Origin of the sequence: Enterobacter sp. MGH 16 (assembly GCF_000493175.1) — a bacterium.
GTDB classification, from domain to species: Bacteria; Pseudomonadota; Gammaproteobacteria; order Enterobacterales; family Enterobacteriaceae; genus Enterobacter; species Enterobacter roggenkampii.
In genome coordinates this window covers 3627387-3645057 of the sequence record NZ_KI535695.1, presented here as the reverse complement: position 1 = coordinate 3645057, position 17671 = coordinate 3627387, and the positions used below count along the sequence as shown (strand labels likewise).

Annotated in this window: 11 protein-coding genes; 7 read left to right on the top strand and 4 right to left on the bottom strand. The window is 57.4% G+C overall.

Annotation, left to right across the window (positions count from 1 at the left end; genetic code table 11):
• Positions 1 to 3: 3 nt before the first annotated feature.
• From bcsZ to L362_RS05755, 5 genes are all read left to right on the top strand, one after another.
• A complete protein-coding gene (gene bcsZ / locus L362_RS05735; RefSeq protein ID WP_023294768.1) occupies positions 4 to 1110 on the top strand; it encodes a cellulose synthase complex periplasmic endoglucanase BcsZ in 1107 nt (368 codons plus the stop codon).
• Positions 1092 to 4574 carry a cellulose synthase complex outer membrane protein BcsC gene (bcsC, locus tag L362_RS05740; RefSeq protein WP_023345070.1) on the top strand — a complete coding sequence of 1161 codons (3483 nt, stop codon included), beginning with the start codon at positions 1092 to 1094 and terminating at the stop codon, positions 4572 to 4574. Before bcsZ ends, bcsC begins: the two co-directional genes overlap by 19 nt.
• 119 nt (positions 4575 to 4693) lie before the next feature.
• On the top strand, positions 4694 to 6700 hold the full coding sequence (hmsP, locus tag L362_RS05745; RefSeq protein WP_023345069.1) for a biofilm formation regulator HmsP: 2007 nt from the start codon (positions 4694 to 4696) through the stop codon (positions 6698 to 6700).
• Positions 6701 to 6859: 159 nt separating this feature from the next.
• The gene (locus tag L362_RS05750) at positions 6860 to 8146 is read left to right on the top strand and encodes a dicarboxylate/amino acid:cation symporter (RefSeq protein WP_021242141.1); all 1287 of its coding nucleotides are present in this window, start codon (positions 6860 to 6862) and stop codon (positions 8144 to 8146) included.
• Between the two features lie 227 nt (positions 8147 to 8373).
• Positions 8374 to 9867, top strand: coding sequence for a M16 family metallopeptidase (locus tag L362_RS05755; RefSeq protein ID WP_008503229.1), 1494 nt, complete (start codon positions 8374 to 8376; stop codon positions 9865 to 9867).
• Positions 9868 to 9930: 63 nt separating this feature from the next.
• On the opposite strand, the gene L362_RS05760 is transcribed toward L362_RS05755, so the two are convergent.
• Complete coding sequence (locus L362_RS05760; protein ID WP_023345068.1) at positions 9931 to 10860, bottom strand: 2-dehydro-3-deoxygluconokinase; 930 nt, start codon at positions 10858 to 10860, stop codon at positions 9931 to 9933.
• A 229-nt stretch (positions 10861 to 11089) separates the two neighbouring features.
• On the opposite strand from L362_RS05760, the gene pdeH reads away from it, so the two are divergent.
• Entirely contained in the window at positions 11090 to 11863 is a 774-nt protein-coding gene (pdeH, locus tag L362_RS05765) for a cyclic-guanylate-specific phosphodiesterase (protein WP_021242143.1), read from the top strand.
• A 65-nt stretch (positions 11864 to 11928) separates the two neighbouring features.
• Positions 11929 to 13971 (top strand): AsmA family protein, encoded by a 2043-nt coding sequence (locus L362_RS05770; protein WP_008503226.1) that lies wholly within the window; start codon positions 11929 to 11931, stop codon positions 13969 to 13971.
• A gap of 93 nt (positions 13972 to 14064) precedes the next feature.
• Here the strand turns inward: L362_RS05770 and L362_RS05775 are convergent, their stop codons facing one another.
• From L362_RS05775 to L362_RS05785, 3 genes are all read right to left on the bottom strand, one after another.
• Positions 14065 to 15387, bottom strand: coding sequence for an MFS transporter (locus tag L362_RS05775; RefSeq protein ID WP_008503129.1), 1323 nt, complete (start codon positions 15385 to 15387; stop codon positions 14065 to 14067).
• Positions 15388 to 15647: 260 nt separating this feature from the next.
• On the bottom strand, positions 15648 to 16673 hold the full coding sequence (yhjD, locus tag L362_RS05780; protein WP_023345067.1) for an inner membrane protein YhjD: 1026 nt from the start codon (positions 16671 to 16673) through the stop codon (positions 15648 to 15650).
• Positions 16674 to 16723: 50 nt separating this feature from the next.
• Positions 16724 to 17623 (bottom strand): LysR family transcriptional regulator, encoded by a 900-nt coding sequence (locus L362_RS05785; protein ID WP_008503127.1) that lies wholly within the window; start codon positions 17621 to 17623, stop codon positions 16724 to 16726.
• Positions 17624 to 17671: the final 48 nt, after the last annotated feature.

Here is a 17671-nt window from a genome sequence, read left to right as displayed (position 1 = left end):
GTGATGAAAGCCTTTCGCTGGTGTGTATTAGCAGCGGTGATGCTGGCGGCGCTTCCTCTTCGCGCCGCCTGTACCTGGCCTGCCTGGGAGCAGTTTAAAAAGGACTACATCAGTGAAGGCGGGCGCGTCATTGATCCCAGTGACACGCGCAAAATTACGACCTCGGAAGGGCAAAGCTACGCCCTGTTCTTTGCCCTGGCAGCGAATGATCGCAAAGCCTTTGACCTGCTGCTGACGTGGACGCGCGATAATCTCGCCAGCGGCGATCTCAACGCCCATCTGCCTGCCTGGCTATGGGGTCAGAAAGATAAAGACGCCTGGGCGGTGATTGATACCAACTCCGCCTCTGATGCCGATGTCTGGATCGCCTGGTCACTGCTCGAAGCGGGTCGGCTGTGGAAAGATCGGGACTATACCCGCACGGGTAAGGCGCTGCTGAAACGCATCGTCAGCGAGGAAGTGGTCAACGTCCCGGGGCTCGGCGCAATGCTGCTTCCTGGTAAAGTCGGTTTTGCCGATGAGAACGCCTGGCGTTTTAACCCCAGCTATCTTCCTCCGCAGCTAGCGGCTTATTTCACGCGCTTTGGTTCCCCGTGGACCCAGCTTCGTGAAACTAACCTGCGCCTGCTGCTTGAGAGTGCGCCGAAAGGTTTTTCGCCGGACTGGGTGCAGTATCAGAAAAATAAAGGCTGGCGGTTACAGCAGGAGAAAGCGCTGGTGGGCGGCTACGACGCCATCCGCGTGTATCTCTGGGTGGGCATGATGAGTGATAAAGACCCTCAGAAAGCCCGGCTCCTGACGCGCTTCCAGCCGATGGCGGCAAAGACCGTGAAACGGGGTGTGCCGCCGGAGAAAGTGGATGTGGCGACGGGGAAACGTACCGGTGACGGCCCGGTCGGGTTCTCTGCCGCTATGCTGCCTTTTTTACAACAACGTGATGCCCAGGCGGTTCAGCGCCAGCGCGTTGCAGACCATTTTCCCGATAACAATGCCTATTACAGCTATGTGCTGACGCTTTTTGGGCAAGGATGGGATCAGCATCGTTTTCGCTTCACCGCAAAAGGTGAATTAATACCGGATTGGGGCCAGGAATGCGCAAGTTCACAGTAAATCTACTCAGTTTATCGCTTGGCCTGGCGCTTATGCCGTGGGCACAGGCCGCCAACTCTCCGCAGCAGAAACAGCTGCTGGAGCAGGTCAGGCTGGGCGAATCGACACAGCGAGAGGATTTGGTTCGTCAGTCGCTCTATCGCCTTGAGCTGATTGACCCCAACAACCCTGACGTCATTGCCGCGCGCTTTCGCTACCTGCTGCGTCAGGGCGATAACGCCGGCGCGCAAAAAGAGCTGGATCGTCTGAAAGGGATCGCCCCGGGTTCGAGCGCTTACCAGTCCTCACGCAACACCATGCTGCTTTCTACTCCGGATGGCCGACAGCAGCTCCAGCAGGCGCGACTGCTCGCCACTACGGGGCACACGCAGGAAGCGATTGCCGCCTATGACAAGCTGTTTGACGGCAACCCGCCGGGTGGCGACGTGGCGACGGAATACTGGAACGTCGTGGCGAAAGATCCAGCTCGCCGCGGTGCGGCCATTAACCAGCTGAAAAAAATTAACAGCAGCAGCCCCGGGAATACGCAGCTGCAGACAACGCTGGCCCAGCTTCTGTTCCAGAGCGGACGACGTGATGAAGGCTTTGCGGTACTGCAGGAGATGGCCAAATCCACCAATGGCCGCGGCCAGGCGTCTGATATGTGGTATGACCAAATCAAAGACCAGCCTGCCAGCAGCGCCAGCGTCAGCGCGCTGCAAAAATATCTGAGCGTATTCAGCGGCGGGGATAGCGTCGCTGCGGCGCGTGCCCAGCTTGAAGCGCAGCAAAAACAGCTCGCCGATCCGGCGTTCCGCGCGAAAGCGGAAGGGCTCGCGGCGGTGGATGCCGGGCAGGGCAGTAAGGCGGTGGCCGAGCTGCAAAAAGCCGTCAGCGCCAACCATGCCGACAGTGAAGCGGTGGGTGCCCTGGGGCAGGCGTATTCCCAGAAGGGAGACCGTGCCCGCGCGGTAGCGCAGTTTGAAAAGGCGATTGCCCTCGATCCGCAGAGCGATAACCGGGGTAAATGGGACAGTCTTCTGAAGGTTAACCGCTACTGGCTGCTGATCCAGCAGGGCGATGCGGCGCTGAAGGCGAATAACCCGGCGCAGGCAGAGCGTTACTATCAGCAGGCGCGTAACATCGACAATACCGACAGCTACGCGGTGCTGGGGCTGGGCGACGCCGCCGCGGCGCGTAAAGATAACGACGCGGCGGAGCGTTATTACCGTCAGGCGCTGCGAATGGACAGCGGCAACAGCAACGCGGTTCGCGGCCTGGCCAATATTTACCGCGCGCAGTCCCCGGAGAAAGCCTCGCAGTTTATCCAGTCGCTTTCCGCCAGCCAGCGTCGGAGCATTGATGATATCGAGCGTAGTCTGACCAACGAGCAGCTCTCCGCCCAGGCCGAACAGCTGGAAAATCAAGGGAAATACGCCCAGGCAGCAGAAATCCAGCGTCGTCGTCTGGCGCTCTCTCCTGGCGACGTGTGGATAACCTATCGTCTGTCGCGCGATCTCTACAGCGCGGGTCAGCGCAGCCAGGCGGACACCCTGATGCGTCAGCTTGCCCGCCAGAAACCGTCCGACCCGGATCAGGTCTATGCCAGCGGGCTCTATCTTTCCGGAAACGATCAGGACCGTGCCGCGCTGGCGCATCTGGACACGCTGCCGCGCAGCCAGTGGAACAGCAATATTCAGGAACTTGCCGACCGCCTGCAAAGCAATCAGGTGCTGGAAACCGCCAACCGCCTGCGGGACAGCGGTAAAGAGCAGGAGGCAGAGAATCTTCTTCGCCAGCAGCCAACCTCCACCCGCATCGACCTGACGCTGGCGGACTGGGCACAGCAGCGTGGCGATCTGAACTCCGCGAAAACGACGTACAACGCCGTCCTGCAGCGTGAGCCGCAGAACGAAGACGCGATCCTCGGCCTGACCGAGATTTACAGCGCCCAGGGTAACAAAGATGCCGCGCGCGCGGAGCTGGCGAAGCTGCCCGCCGCGCAGAACGGCCAGCCGCTGTCGCTCAATATGCAGCGCCGCATCGCGATGGCGCAGGCGGGGCTGGGTGATTCCGCCGCGGCAGAACAAACCTTCAGTAAAATCATTCCGCAGGCTAAATCGCAGCCCGGATCCATGGAAAACGCGCTGGTGCTGCGTGATGCCGCGCGTTTCCAGGCGCAGAACGGGCAGCCTCAGCAGGCGCTGGAAACCTATAAAGATGCGATGGTATCGACGGGTATCACCACGACGCGTCCGGCTGATAACGACAGTTTCACCCGTCTGACGCGTAACGATGAAAAAGACGACTGGCTGAAGCGCGGCGTGCGCAGTGATGCCGGTGAGTTGTACCGCCAGCAGGATGTTAACGTCACGCTGCAGCACGATTACTGGGGCTCCAGCGGCACGGGTGGCTATTCCGATCTGAAAGCGCATACCACCATGCTGCAGGTGGATGCGCCGCTCTCTGACGGGCGCATGTTCTTCAGAAGCGATCTGGTCAATATGGACGTCGGGTCATTCGATACCAGGATCGGGACTTACGACCCTAAATGGGGAACCTGCTACGAAACGCCGTGTAGCGGTAACACCCATCAGTCAGACAATGGCGCAAGCGTCGCTGTCGGCTGGCAGAATAAAACCTGGGCGATGGATATTGGCACCACGCCGATGGGCTTTGACGTCGTCGACGTGGTGGGCGGCATCAGCTACAGCAGCGATCTGGGGCCCATCGGCTATACCGTTAATGCCCATCGTCGGCCAATCTCCAGCTCTCTGCTGGCCTTCGGCGGGCAAAAAGACACCAACACCGGCACCACCTGGGGCGGCGTACGCGCGACCGGTGGCGGCGTGAGCATCAGCTATGACAAAGGGGAAGCGAACGGCGTCTGGTCAAGCCTGAACGCGGAAACGCTGACGGGTAAAAATGTGGAGGATAACTGGCGCGTCCGCTGGATGACGGGTTACTACTACAAGCTCATTAATAAAAACAATGAGCGCCTGACGGTCGGCGTCTCCAACATGCTCTGGCACTACGACAAAGACCTGAGCGGTTATACACTGGGTCAGGGCGGCTATTACAGCCCGCAGGAGTATGTCTCCTTCGCCTTGCCGGTGACCTGGCGTAAGCGCACGGAAAACTGGTCCTGGGAGCTGGGGGGCTCGGTCTCCTGGTCTCACTCCAAAACCAAAGACGAGCTGCGCTACCCGATCCAGAATCTGATCCCGACCGATGAGCCAGACCGCTATACCGACCGGGGTGCGATGGAAACCGGCAGCAGCTCCTCCGGTACGGGTTATACCGCACGGGCCATAATCGAGCGGCGGGTCACGTCCAACTGGTTTGTGGGCATGGGCGTGGATATCCAGCAAGCGAAAGACTATACCCCAAGCCATGCGCTGATCTATGTGCGCTACTCTGCTGCAGGCTGGCAGGGCGATATGGACTTACCGCCGCAACCGCTCATCCCTTACGCGGACTGGTAATCGGATTTTCCTTAATCCATTTGTAAGTCTCTCTTAACAGCGCAGCAATCGGGTATACTCAGGCGCGCCAGGTTTACACCCTGGCGCGCCCTGCGCTTCGAGTTTTGTGGAGAGTCATTTTGCGTGTCAGCCGTTCCTTAACAATCAAACAGATGGCGATGGTCTCTGCCGTCACCATGCTGTTTGTCCTGCTCTTCTGCGTAATTTTGCTGTTTCATTCCGTACAGCAGAATCGCTATAACACGGCTTCGCAATTAGAAAGTATCGCCCGCTCGGTACGCGGCCCGCTGTCTGCCTCCATCCTGAAAGGGGATATCCCCGAAGCGGAAACCATTCTGAAACGTATTCAGCCGGCCGGTGTTGTGAGCCGGGCGGACGTCGTGCTACCCAATCAGTTTCAGGCGCTGCGGATGAGCTTTATCCCGGAGCGTCCCGTCCCGATGATGGTGATGCGCCTGTTTGAGCTGCCGGTGCAAATTTCGCTTCCCGTTTATTCGCTTGAGCGCCCTGCGAATCCACAGCCTCTGGCCTACCTGGTGTTACAGGCAGACTCCTACCGCATGTATAAATTCGTCATGAGTTGGGTGGTTACGTTAGTGACCACTTGCTTACTTATGACGCTTATTCTCAGCGTGGCGCTGACCTGGTGCATTAACCGGCTGATTGTCCATCCCCTGCGCCGTATCGCCCGCGAGCTGAACACGCTTGCGCCGCAGGATCAGATGGGACACCAGCTTGAGCTGCCGCGTCTGCATCATGACGATGAGATCGGCATGCTGGTGCGCAGCTACAACCTCAACCAGCAGCGCATCCAGCGTCAGCAGGATGAGATGAACAGTAGCGCCACCCGTTTTCCGGTATCGGAGCTTCCCAATAAAGCGTTCCTGATGGCGATGCTGGAGCAAACCGTTGAGCGCCAGCAAACCACCGCGCTGATGGTCATTGCCTGTGAAACCCTGCAGGACACGGCTGGCGTGCTTCAGGAGAGCCAGCGAGAGATGCTGCTGCTCACCCTGGTGGAAAAGATCAAATCTGTCCTTGCCCCGCGCATGGTGCTGACCCAGGTCAGCGGTTACGACCTGGTGGTGATTGCCAACGGCGTAAAAGAACCCTGGCATGCGATCACGTTAGGTCAGCAAGTACTCACTGTCATTAATGAGCGGCTGCCGATTCAGGGTATCCAGCTTCGCCCGAGTGCCAGTATCGGGATTGCCATGTTTTATGGCGACCTGACCGCGGAACAGCTTTATCGCCGCGCCTTCTCGGCGGCCTTTACCGCCCGGCGCAAAGGGAAAAACCAAATCCAGTTCTTCGACCCGGCGCAGATGGAAAAGGCGCAGCAGCGCCTGACGGAAGAGAGCGACATCCTGACCGCGCTGGATAACCGCCAGTTTGCCCTCTGGCTGCAGCCGCAGGTGGATCTGCGGACGGGAGAGGTAAAAAGCGCCGAGGCCCTGCTGCGTCTGCAGCAGCCGGATGGCACATGGGAGCTGCCGGAAGGGCTGATTGAGCGCATCGAGTCCTGCGGCCTGATGGTCACCGTCGGCTACTGGGTGCTCGAAGAGTCCTGTCGTCAGCTTGCCGCCTGGCAGGAGCGCGGCATAACGCTGCCGCTGTCGGTCAATTTGTCTGCCATGCAGCTTATGCACCCGACCATGGTTTCTGAGATGCTGGAGCTGATCCATCGTTACCGCATCAAACCGGATACCTTGACCCTGGAAGTGACGGAGAGTCGACGCATTGACGACCCCAATGAGGCGGTCGCGATTCTTAAGCCGCTGCGTAATGCCGGCATTCGCATTGCCCTGGACGATTTTGGCATGGGCTACGCCGGGCTGCGCCAGCTTCAGCACATGAAGACGCTTCCGGTGGATGTGCTGAAAATTGACAAAGCGTTTGTCGACGGTCTGCCGGACGACAGCAGCATGGTGCAGGCGATTATCCAGATGGCGCGCAGCCTCAACCTGCACCTTATTGCCGAGGGAATTGAAACCGACGCGCAACGCGCCTGGCTGGCAGAGGCGGGCGTGGAGAGCGGGCAGGGTTTCCTGTTTGCCCCCGCAGTGCCTTCGGATGTCTTTGAAGAACGATACCTTTCTGGTGCTGACAATAACGCAAAAGTGTAATTTTGTTGCTGGCTTGTGCGAGCCAGCTCAAATTTCTTAACATTTGTGTTTCAAATTTGAACTGAGTTTATTTCTGTCCTGTTATGCGGGTGTTATTTTAAAGCCGCAGGTTAATCATAACCTTACAAAGCCTGTGGTTTTTCTTCCCAAGGACACCCTATGAAAACCTCACTCTTCAAAAGTCTTTATTTCCAGGTCCTGACAGCCATCGCCATCGGTATTCTGCTGGGTCACTATTACCCTGAACTGGGCGCGCAAATGAAGCCGCTTGGCGACGCGTTCGTTAAGCTCATTAAAATGGTCATCGCTCCGGTGATCTTCTGTACGGTCGTCACGGGCATCGCTGGCATGGAAAGCATGAAGGCGGTTGGCCGTACCGGTGCAGTGGCGCTTCTCTATTTTGAAGTGGTCAGTACCCTTGCGCTGATTATTGGTCTGGTCATCGTTAACGTGGTGCAGCCAGGTGCGGGGATGAACGTCGATCCCTCGACGCTGGATGCCAAAGCGGTTGCGGTCTATGCCGAACAGGCGAAGGATCAGGGCGTGGTGGCCTTCCTGCTGGACGTCATTCCTGGCAGCGTCATTGGCGCGTTCGCCAGCGGAAACATCCTCCAGGTGCTGCTGTTCGCCGTGATGTTTGGCTTCGCCCTGCACCGTCTGGGCAGCAAAGGCCAGCTGATCTTTAACGTGATCGAAAGCTTCTCGCAGGTCATCTTCGGCATCATCAATATGATCATGCGCCTGGCGCCCATCGGTGCCTTCGGTGCGATGGCCTTCACCATCGGTAAGTATGGCGTCGGTACGCTGGTCCAGTTGGGTCAGCTGATTATCTGTTTCTATATCACCTGTATTCTTTTCGTGGTGGTGGTGCTGGGCTCCATCGCCCGCGCGACCGGTTTCAGCATCTTCAAATTTATCCGTTACATCCGTGAAGAGCTGCTGATTGTTCTGGGAACCTCCTCGTCAGAATCGGCGCTGCCGCGCATGCTCGATAAGATGGAGAAACTCGGGTGTCGTAAATCGGTGGTGGGGCTGGTGATCCCGACGGGCTACTCCTTCAACCTGGACGGCACCTCGATATACCTGACGATGGCGGCGGTGTTTATCGCACAGGCCACCAACAGCCATATGGATATTTTCCATCAGATCACCCTGCTGGTGGTGCTCCTGCTCTCCTCTAAAGGCGCGGCGGGCGTAACGGGCAGCGGCTTTATCGTGCTGGCTGCCACTATCTCTGCAGTGGGGCACCTGCCGGTGGCGGGCCTGGCGTTGATTCTCGGTATTGACCGCTTTATGTCAGAGGCGCGTGCGTTAACCAACCTGGTGGGTAACGGCGTGGCAACGGTAGTGGTCGCGAAATGGGTGAAAGAGCTGGATCACAAAAAGCTCGACGATACTCTGAATAATCGTTCAACTGACAGCAAAAATCCTGGCTTATCCTCTTAATCTTGTCACAAATGCCCGTATTCCCTTGTGGGGATGCGGGCTCCTGCGCATAATAACTGTTCATACCTGTCATAATTCGACAAGATTTTTTTTGGGTATATTTCACTTCGGACCGTGACGTTTTGCCGAACGCGCGGTCTAATCGACGTGTTTTCATCGTCATCTTTAAGAGTGAAGCGCGTCGCGAGGCACTCTTTTTTAACCAGGAATGTTGATCAGGGGTTCACATGCAGGGCACAAAAATTCGACTCTTAACCGGCGGTTTGCTGATGATGGCAGCAGCCAGTTATGTGCAGGCAGATGCGCTCCAGCCAGACCCGGCCTGGCAACAAGGGACACTAGCGAACGGTTTTCAGTGGCAGGTGTTAGCCACGCCGCAACGTCCCAGTGACCGTATTGAAATCCGTCTGTCTGTTAATACCGGTTCCCTTACGGAAAGCACCCAGCAAACCGGTTTCAGCCACTTTATTCCCCGGCTGGCGCTCACGCAGAGCGGCAGCCTGCAAGCGGTTCAGGTGCGTTCGCTCTGGCAACAGGCCATCGATCCGAAGCGCCCGCTTCCTCCGGCTGTGGTCTCGTATGACTACACCATGTTTAACCTGAGCCTGCCTAATAACCGCAACGATCTGCTTAAAGAAGCCCTGACGTATCTCTCCGATGCCTCCGGCAATCTGGCGATTACGCCGGACACCGTCAACTATGCGTTGAGCAACAGCGACATGGTGGCGACCTGGCCTGGTGATACCAAAGAGGGCTGGTGGCGTTACCGCCTGAAAGGCTCGACGTTGCTGGGACATGACCCTGCCGAGCCGCTAAAACAGCCGGTGGACGCCGAACAGGTGAAATCGTTCTACCAGAAGTGGTACACCCCGGACGCGATGACGCTGATCGTGGTGGGTAACGTGGACAGCCGCGCGGTGGTGGAGCAGATCAACAAAGCGTTTGGCGATCTGAAAGGCAAGCGTGAATCGCCTGCCCCTGTTCCGACACTTTCCCCGCTGCGTGCAGAGCCTGTCAGCATTATGACGGACACCGTGCGTCAGGACCGACTCTCTGTGATGTGGGATAACGCCTGGCAGCCCATTCGTGAGTCTGCGGCGCTGTTGCGCTACTGGCGTGCCGACCTGGCGCGTGAAGCGCTGTTCTGGCACGTTCAGCAGACGCTCAGTAAGAATAACGTGAAGAATATCGGTCTTGGCTTTGACTGCCGCGTGCTGTTCCAGCGTGCGCAATGCGCCATTAACGTTGAATCACCGGGCGATAAGCTGAATGCCAATCTGGGTGTCGTCGCGAAAGAGTTGGCAAAAGTGCGTAAAGAGGGGCTTTCCGAAGAGGAATTCAACGCGCTTGTGGCGCAGAAAAAACTCGAGCTGCAGAAGCTATTTGCGACCTACGCGCGCGCCGATACCGATATTCTGATCAGCCAGCGTATTCGTTCCCTGCAGAATCAGGTGGTGGATATTGCGCCGGAACAGTACCAGAAGCTTCGTCAGGATTTCCTGAACGGTCTGACCGTCGAAATGCTCAACCAGGATCTCCGTCAGCAGCTGTCGCAGGAGATGGCGTTGATCCTTCTTCAGCCGAAGGGCGAACCGGAATATGACATGAAGGAACTTCAGAAGACCTGGGATTCCATCATGGCGACCGCGCCGCAGCCGACGCAGGCCGCGACGGCTGATGATTTACACCCGGACGCGACGGATATCCCGCAAGGGCAGTAAGACGTAGACATTCCCTCTCCCTGTGGGAGAGGGTTAGGGTGCGGGCATCAGCCCGCACCCTACTTAAACAGGCATCGCCTCACGCGGAATAATCGCCCCGCGATACTGAATCACCGTGCTGGCCGTCAGATGTCCACGCTGTGCCGCCGCTTCCGGCGTTCCGCCCGTCAGGCGTACTGCCAGATAGCCCGCGCTGAATGAATCACCCGCCGCCGTGGTATCAATCACTTTCTCTTTGGCAAGCTTCACCGCCGGAACCTCAACCACCGCTTCACCCGTAATCGCGACCAGGCATGACTCCGCACCGCGCTTAATCACCACTTCGCTCACGCCAGCCGCCTGCGTGCGTGCAATCACGTCCTCTACCGGTTTCTCCCCCCAGAGGGCGTCTTCATCGTCGAGCGTCAGGAAGGCGATGTCGGTGGATTGCAGCATCTGCTGATAGACCTGCTGCGTCTCTTCACGGCTGGCCCACAGGCGCGGGCGGTAGTTGTTATCGAAAATGACCTTGCCGCCGTTGGCACGGCATTCGCGCAGCAGCGAGAGCAGCTTTTCACGGCTGGTGGGGCTCAGGATCGCCAGGCTGATCCCGCTCAGATAGAGATAGTCGAAGGTCGACAGCGCTTCGCAGATGGCCGCGGCATCCTCGCTCTCCAGCCAGAATTTGGCCGCGGCTTCGTTACGCCAGTAATAAAACTTGCGTTCGCCGGTGTCGTCGGTCTCAATGTAATACAAACCCGGCAGGCGGTTTTCCATACGCTGGATCAGCGAGGTATCAATATGTTCACTTTGCCAGGCCTCCAGCATCTGCTGGCTGAAGCTGTCCGTCCCCAGGGCGGTAACGTAGTTCACGGTGAGCGCCTCAGGCGCAACCTGGCGGGCAATATAAACGGAGGTGTTTAACGTATCGCCACCAAATCCGCGGCTCACTTCCGCGCCTTTTTGTGACAGCTCAATCATGCATTCGCCAATCACGGCAATTTTTTTAGACATAATCGTGAACCTGAACAGAAGAATGATCAGCAGTGTGCGCTGAGTGAATTAACAGGTCAACTATATTAAAACAACGTTCCATTATTTTATTTGAGCCAGCGCGTGTTCCTGCGCATTTCTGTCATCTTAATTTCATTTTCCCGGTGAATTGAACATAAAGTTCTCAATTATCGCGCCGATAATCCTGTGACGAGTCCAGAAAGGCCATCCCAACAACAGGACATCTGAAATGAAGTCAGAGCAGGTTATCCAGCGGCTGAGCACCACGCCTGAGGCAAGTATTGAGAACTTGCAGGAGCATCGCTACTGGCTGCAATGTGAGCGTGCGTATACCTATCAGCCGATATACCGAACAGACGGTCGACTGATGGCCATTGAAATTTTGACCGTCGTGACGCATCCCTCAAACCCTTCCCAGCGTATCGCACCGGATCGCTATTTTGCCGAAGTGGCCGTTCGCCAGCGTCTTGACGTGCTGGAAGAGCAGCTCCGTATGCTGGCAACGAAGCAGCCCTTTTTCGAACAGCACGATATCCTCGCCTCGGTGAATGTTGATGGCCCCACTCTGCTGGCGCTGCGTCAGAACGCGAAATTGCAGGCGCTGATTGCCACCCTGCCGTGGGTGCGCTTTGAGCTGGTGGAGCATGTCCGCCTGCCGCAGGACTCCTCGTTCGCCTCCATATGCGAATACGGCCCGCTATGGCTGGATGACTTTGGCACCGGCATGGCAAACTTTTCGGCCCTGAGTGAAGTGCGTTATGACTACATTAAAGTGGCCCGCGATCTGTTCATTATGCTGCGTCAGACCCCGGAAGGGCGGAACCTGTTTACGCTGTTATTACAGCTGATGAACCGCTATTGCCAGGGCGTGATTGTTGAAGGTGTGGAAACGCTGGAAGAGTGGCGTGATGTGCAAAGCTCGCCTGCCGCGGCGGCGCAAGGCTATTTCCTCTCCCGACCGGTACCCATGGATCGCCTCGATAGCGTGATAACAACCCTCTGATAAGCCCGCTTCCCTTTGTCTGGACTATAGTTTTACAGGACAGGTCATCAGGAAAGGGGACAAAAATGACAAGAACAACCAGGGTGATCTCCTGGACAGCAGGGATTTTCTTGTTGTTGATCGTGGTCGTCGCCATCATTATTGCGACGTTTGACTGGAACCGTCTTAAGCCGACCATCAACCAGAAAGTCTCAACCGAACTGAACCGCCCCTTCGCCATACGCGGTGATTTAGGGGTCGTGTGGGAGCGTCAGAAAGAGGAGCCCGGCTGGCGAAGCTGGATCCCCTGGCCGCACGTCCACGCCGACGACATCATTCTCGGTAACCCGCCGGATATCCCGGACGTCACCATGATCCACCTGCCGCGCGTGGAAGCCACGCTGGCCCCGCTCGCGTTGCTGACCAAAACGGTCTATCTGCCGTGGATCAAACTTCAGCAGCCCGATGCGCGCCTGATCCGCCTCTCTGAAAAAAACAACAACTGGACGTTCAACCTTGCCAGCGATGGCGAAAAGGATCCGAATGCTCAGCCTTCCTCCTGGTCATTCCGTCTCGACAATATTCTCTTCGATCGCGGGCGGATCGCCATCGACGATAAGGTCAGCAAGGCCGACGTGGAGATCCTGGTCGATCCGCTCGGCAAGCCGCTGCCGTTTAGCGAGGTCACGGGGACGAAAGCCAAAGGTGACACGGCAAGCGTGGGCGACTATGTCTTCGGCCTGACGGCAAAAGGACGCTACAACGACCAGCCGCTCAGCGGCAAAGGGAAAATAGGCGGCATGCTGGCGCTCCGGAGCGAAGGCACGCCGTTCCCGGTGCAGGCGGACTTCCGCTCCGGTAACACCCGCGTGGCGTTCGTGGGAACGGTTAACGACCCGATGAACATGGGCGGCGTCGATCTTCAGCTTAAATTTGCCGGTGATTCGCTGGGCGAGCTGTATGAGCTGACCGGCGTGCTGCTGCCGGATACCCCGCCGTTCGAAACGGACGGGCATCTGGTCGCCAAAATCGACAGCGAAAAATCGTCGGTTTTTGACTACCGTGATTTTAACGGCCGCATCGGCGACAGCGATATCCACGGCTCGCTGACCTACACCACCGGAAAACCGAGGCCGAAGCTGGAAGGGGACGTTGAGTCCCGCCAGCTGCGTCTGGCCGATCTCGGCCCGCTGATCGGCGTGGATTCCGGTAAAGGTACGAAGTCAAAAGAGGTGAAAAAGGACATTCAGCCTGCGGGAAAAGTGCTGCCTTACGATCGCTTTGAAACCGATAAGTGGAACGTGATGGATGCGGATGTGCGCTTCAAAGGGCGTAAGATTGAGCATGGCAGCACGTTGCCGCTGAGCGATTTGTCGACGCATATCATCCTGAAAAATGCCGACCTGCGCCTGCAGCCGCTGAAGTTTGGCATGGCGGGCGGGACGATTTCCTCCAACATTCACCTGGAAGGCGATAAAAAGCCGATGCAGGGGCGCGCGGAGATTCAGGCCCGCAGGCTTAAGCTGAAAGCGCTGATGCCGAACGTCGAGCTGATGCAGAAGACCCTCGGCGAGATGAACGGCGATGCCGACATTCGCGGCGTGGGGAACTCCGTGGCGGCGCTGCTGGGCAGCGGTAATGGCAACCTGAAGCTGCTGATGAACGACGGGCTGGTGAGCCGCAACCTGATGGAAATCCTGGGCCTGAACGTCGGGAACTATATCATCGGGCAAATCTTCGGTGATGATGAGGTGCGGGTGAACTGCGCGGCGGCCAATCTGGATCTGGTTAACGGCGTGGCGCGTCCGCAGATTTTTGCCTTCGACACGGAAAATGCGGTGATTAACGTGACCGGTACCGCCAGCATGGCGTCCGAACAGCTGGATTTGACCATCGATCCGGAAAGTAAGGGGATCCGTATCATCACCCTGCGCTCGCCGCTGTACGTGCGCGGAACCTTCAAAAATCCGCAGGCGGGCGTGAAGCCCGGACCGCTGATTGCGCGTGGCGCGGTGGCCGCAGCCCTCGCGACGCTGGTTACCCCCGCCGCAGCGCTGCTGGCGTTGATTTCGCCGTCAGAAGGCGAGGCGAATCAGTGCCGGACCATTTTGTCGCAAATGAAGAAGTAAGGAGCGGCCTGTTTTTGCCGGGTGGCGCTGCGCTTACCCGGCCTGCATTTGAATCGTAGGCCGGGTAAGGCGTAGCCGCCACCCGGCATTAGCTTACAGAGCCTGGTGCTTCGTCTCGTGCGTCAGCAGCAGTGCAATCAGCGTCAGTGCCGCCATGGCCGCCAGATAAACGCCCACATAGAACAGGCCGTAGTTTGCCTGCAGCCAGGTGGCGATATACGGCGCAACGGAGGCGCCCAGAATAGACGAGACGTTGTAGGAGAACGACGCGCCGGTATAACGCACTTCCGTCGGGAACAGCTCTGGCAGCAGCGCGCCCATCGGGCCGAAGGTCAGCCCCATCAGGCTCAGGCCAATCAGCAGGTAGGCCATCACCAGCGCCGGGCTGCCTGAACCCAGCAGCGGCGGGAAGACGAACAGAGCAAACAGAACGATCAGCGTGGTGATGGTGATCATGCTTGCGCGACGACCGAACTTATCCGCGAGCAGGCCCGCAATCGGAACCATCACGCCAAACCCGATCACCGCCATCATCAGCATCCACAGCACTTCGTTACGCGGCAGACCCAGCCCAACCGGCGCGGCGGCGGTACTGAAGGTCATGGAGTAAACGGTCATGATGTAGAACAGCGTGTAGGTGGCCAGCATGATAAACGTGCCCAGTACGGTCACGCGGACGTGTTTGGTCAGCAGCGTACCCAGCGGTACCTTCACCTGCTTGTTCGCCGCGGCCACTTTTGCGAAAACAGGGGTCTCATGCAGAGAAACTCGCACGTAAAGGCCAATCAGCACCAGCACGGCTGAGAAGACAAACGGGATACGCCAGCCCCAGCTCATGAACTGTTCATCCGTCAGCAGCCAGGAGAGCAGCAGGAACGTCCCGTTGGCGAAGAAGAAGCCAATCGGTGCGCCAAGCTGCGGGAAAGAACCATACAGCGCGCGCTTGCGCGCCGGGGCGTTCTCGGTGGCCAGCAGCGCCGCGCCACCCCATTCACCACCCAGGCCCAGACCCTGACCAAAACGCGCCAGCGCCAGCAGGACCGGCGCCAGAATGCCGATGGTCTCATACGTCGGCAGCAGGCCGATGGCCACGGTGGAGATCCCCATCGTCAGCAGCGAGGCCACCAGCGTCACTTTACGTCCGATGCGATCGCCAAAGTGTCCAAACAGCGCGGAGCCAATCGGACGCGCAACAAACGCGATAGCAAAGGTCGCCAGGGACTGCAGCGTGGCCGCCGTCGGATCGCCCTGCGGGAAGAAAATGTGCGGGAAGACGATGACCGCCGCGGTGGCGTAAATGTAAAAGTCGAAGAACTCGATGGCGGTGCCAATCAGCGAGGCGACGACAACTTTATTTCGCGAATTTACCGGAACGTTTTCGGTTTCTGAGTCGAGTGTGGTGGCGGTTGCTTGCATAATATTTTCTTATTTTTGTCGAACGAAAGGCCATATTACGCACAGCAAAAGCGACATTTCAATCTGTAACAAAGCCGCGACCTGGTGATAAAAGCAACAAAAAGCGGATAATTTTCAGGCCAGACAAAACACGTCTATGAAATGCTTCACAGATTTTAAATATCAGTCAATAAAACTGGTTTTCGGTTAAATAAAAGTTACGGACTGGATTTATATGCTGAAATGATGAATCGGGCTGAAATTTCAGCCCGGGAGAGGCGTTAACGGTGCGTTTTGCCCGGCATTCGCGGGTCGTCTTTGTACTCGGCAGTGGCGATCCACGCGGCGCAGAACAGGGTTAACCGTGCGAAGAAGTAGAAGAATGCCATTAATCCCAGCACCGAGCCGAACGCCGCGCCGGAAGGGGATTTCACCAGCGAGGGCAGGGTGTAGGTCATCACGATTTTAATCACCTCAAAGCCTATTGCCGCGATCAGTGTCCCTCTGATCAGCGCCTTCTTGCGCGGGCGATGGCGCGGCAAGCGCCAGAAGATCCAGAAGAACAGCAGGTAGTTGGCGAAGATGGAAATGGCCAGCCCAATGCTGCGCCAGGCGGGCTTCAGCCATTCGATGTAATCAAGGTAGAGCGCGGAGATGATCATCTGCTGCGCCGAGCCCGCCACGGAGGTAATGGACAGCGTCACGATGAGCGCGACGAGCAGGCCAATCAGCGAAACAAAGTCGCGGAGATACTTCACCCAAATTTTCTCCTGATCCTGCGGCTTACGCTCCCAGACATCGCGCGACTGGGCGCGAATGGCCTCGCGCAGGTTGCCCATCCAGTTAACGCCGGAGTAAAGGGCAATCAGCAAACCGACGATACCGACGGTGGTGCGCTGCTGGACGGCGGTATTGATGGTGCTTTTGAGCGTGCTGGCAAGGGTTGGGTCACTGACGTTATTCAGGATCTTATTAAAGATATCCTGCAGCAGCGTCGGGTGCGACGCGAGCACAAAACCGGCCGCCGCAAACGACACCATCAGGATCGGGATCATCGACAGGAAGGAGAAATAGGTGATAGCGGCACCAAACTGGTTTCCCATGCGGTCATTAAAGCGTTCGGTCGCACGTATCAGATGCGCAATCATGGGAAACTGCTGAATTCTGGCGATAATACCGGTGACGGTCCCCAGCGCTTTGCTGGCGGTACCTGTAGACCTGGTCTCTTCCGGCTCGGTCTCCATCTTCTTGATGGGTTCATACTCTAAATGTTGGGTGGGTCGTTGCGGGTTATTTTCCGGCGTCACGCGTCTTTTCCTTTTCGTTTGGCTGGATGTTACTGAATTATAGCTTGCGACTAGTCCACGTAAGCTTTTGTGAGTTCGGTCAGCCACTCCATGAACAGATGTACCCGGCGGGAGAGGTTGCGCCGGTGGGGATAAATCAGGGAGACAGGCATTGGTTCGGCCCGGTATTGCGGGAGAATTTCAATCAGTTTCTTCGCGCGCAGTAAATCTCGCACCCCAACCCGCGGAACCTGAATGATGCCCAGCCCGGCGAGGCAGGCAGCCTGGTAAGTTTCGGTGCTGTTAACAGTTAACACCCCTCCCGTTTTTATCCACTGCGTCGTACTGCCGTTATAAAACTCAAAGCCCTGTGGGCGAGTTCCCAGCGTAGCGGTGTAGTGAATGACGGCGTGGGAGCCTAAATCGTCCAGCGTTTCCGGGTAGCCAAAACGCGCCAGATAATCCGGGCTGGCGCAGTTAATCACCGACAGCTTGCCCAACGGTCGGGCAATAAGCCCTGAATCTTTCAGCGTGCCGACGCGTACCACGCAGTCAAACCCTTCGCGGATCACATCCACCAGACGATCGCTGCTGCTGAGCTCCAGCTCGATGCCCGGATAATGCTGCAGAAAAGCAGGCAGTTTGGGGATGACTAAATTTCGAGCTACGGCGACGGGCATATCCACGCGGAGCCGTCCGCTGATGCTGGAGGGATCGTGCAGAAACATACCGTCCAGCTCATCGAGGTTTGCCAGCAGATCTTTTGCCCGTTCGTAATAGACCATACCGTCCTGCGTCAGGCTGACGCGGCGGGTGGTGCGGTGCAATAGCTGGGTGCCAAGCCGGTTTTCGAGGGCCTGAATCTGTCGTGACACGCTGCCTTTCGGCAACGTTAATGTTTCTGCCGCGCGGGAAAAACTCTCCAGTTCCGCGACGCGAACAAACAGCTGCATTGCGTGAATTTTATCCATAGATGTAGCTCATTGTTGTTTGTGCTGAAACAGTGAAGCGTTTTAACT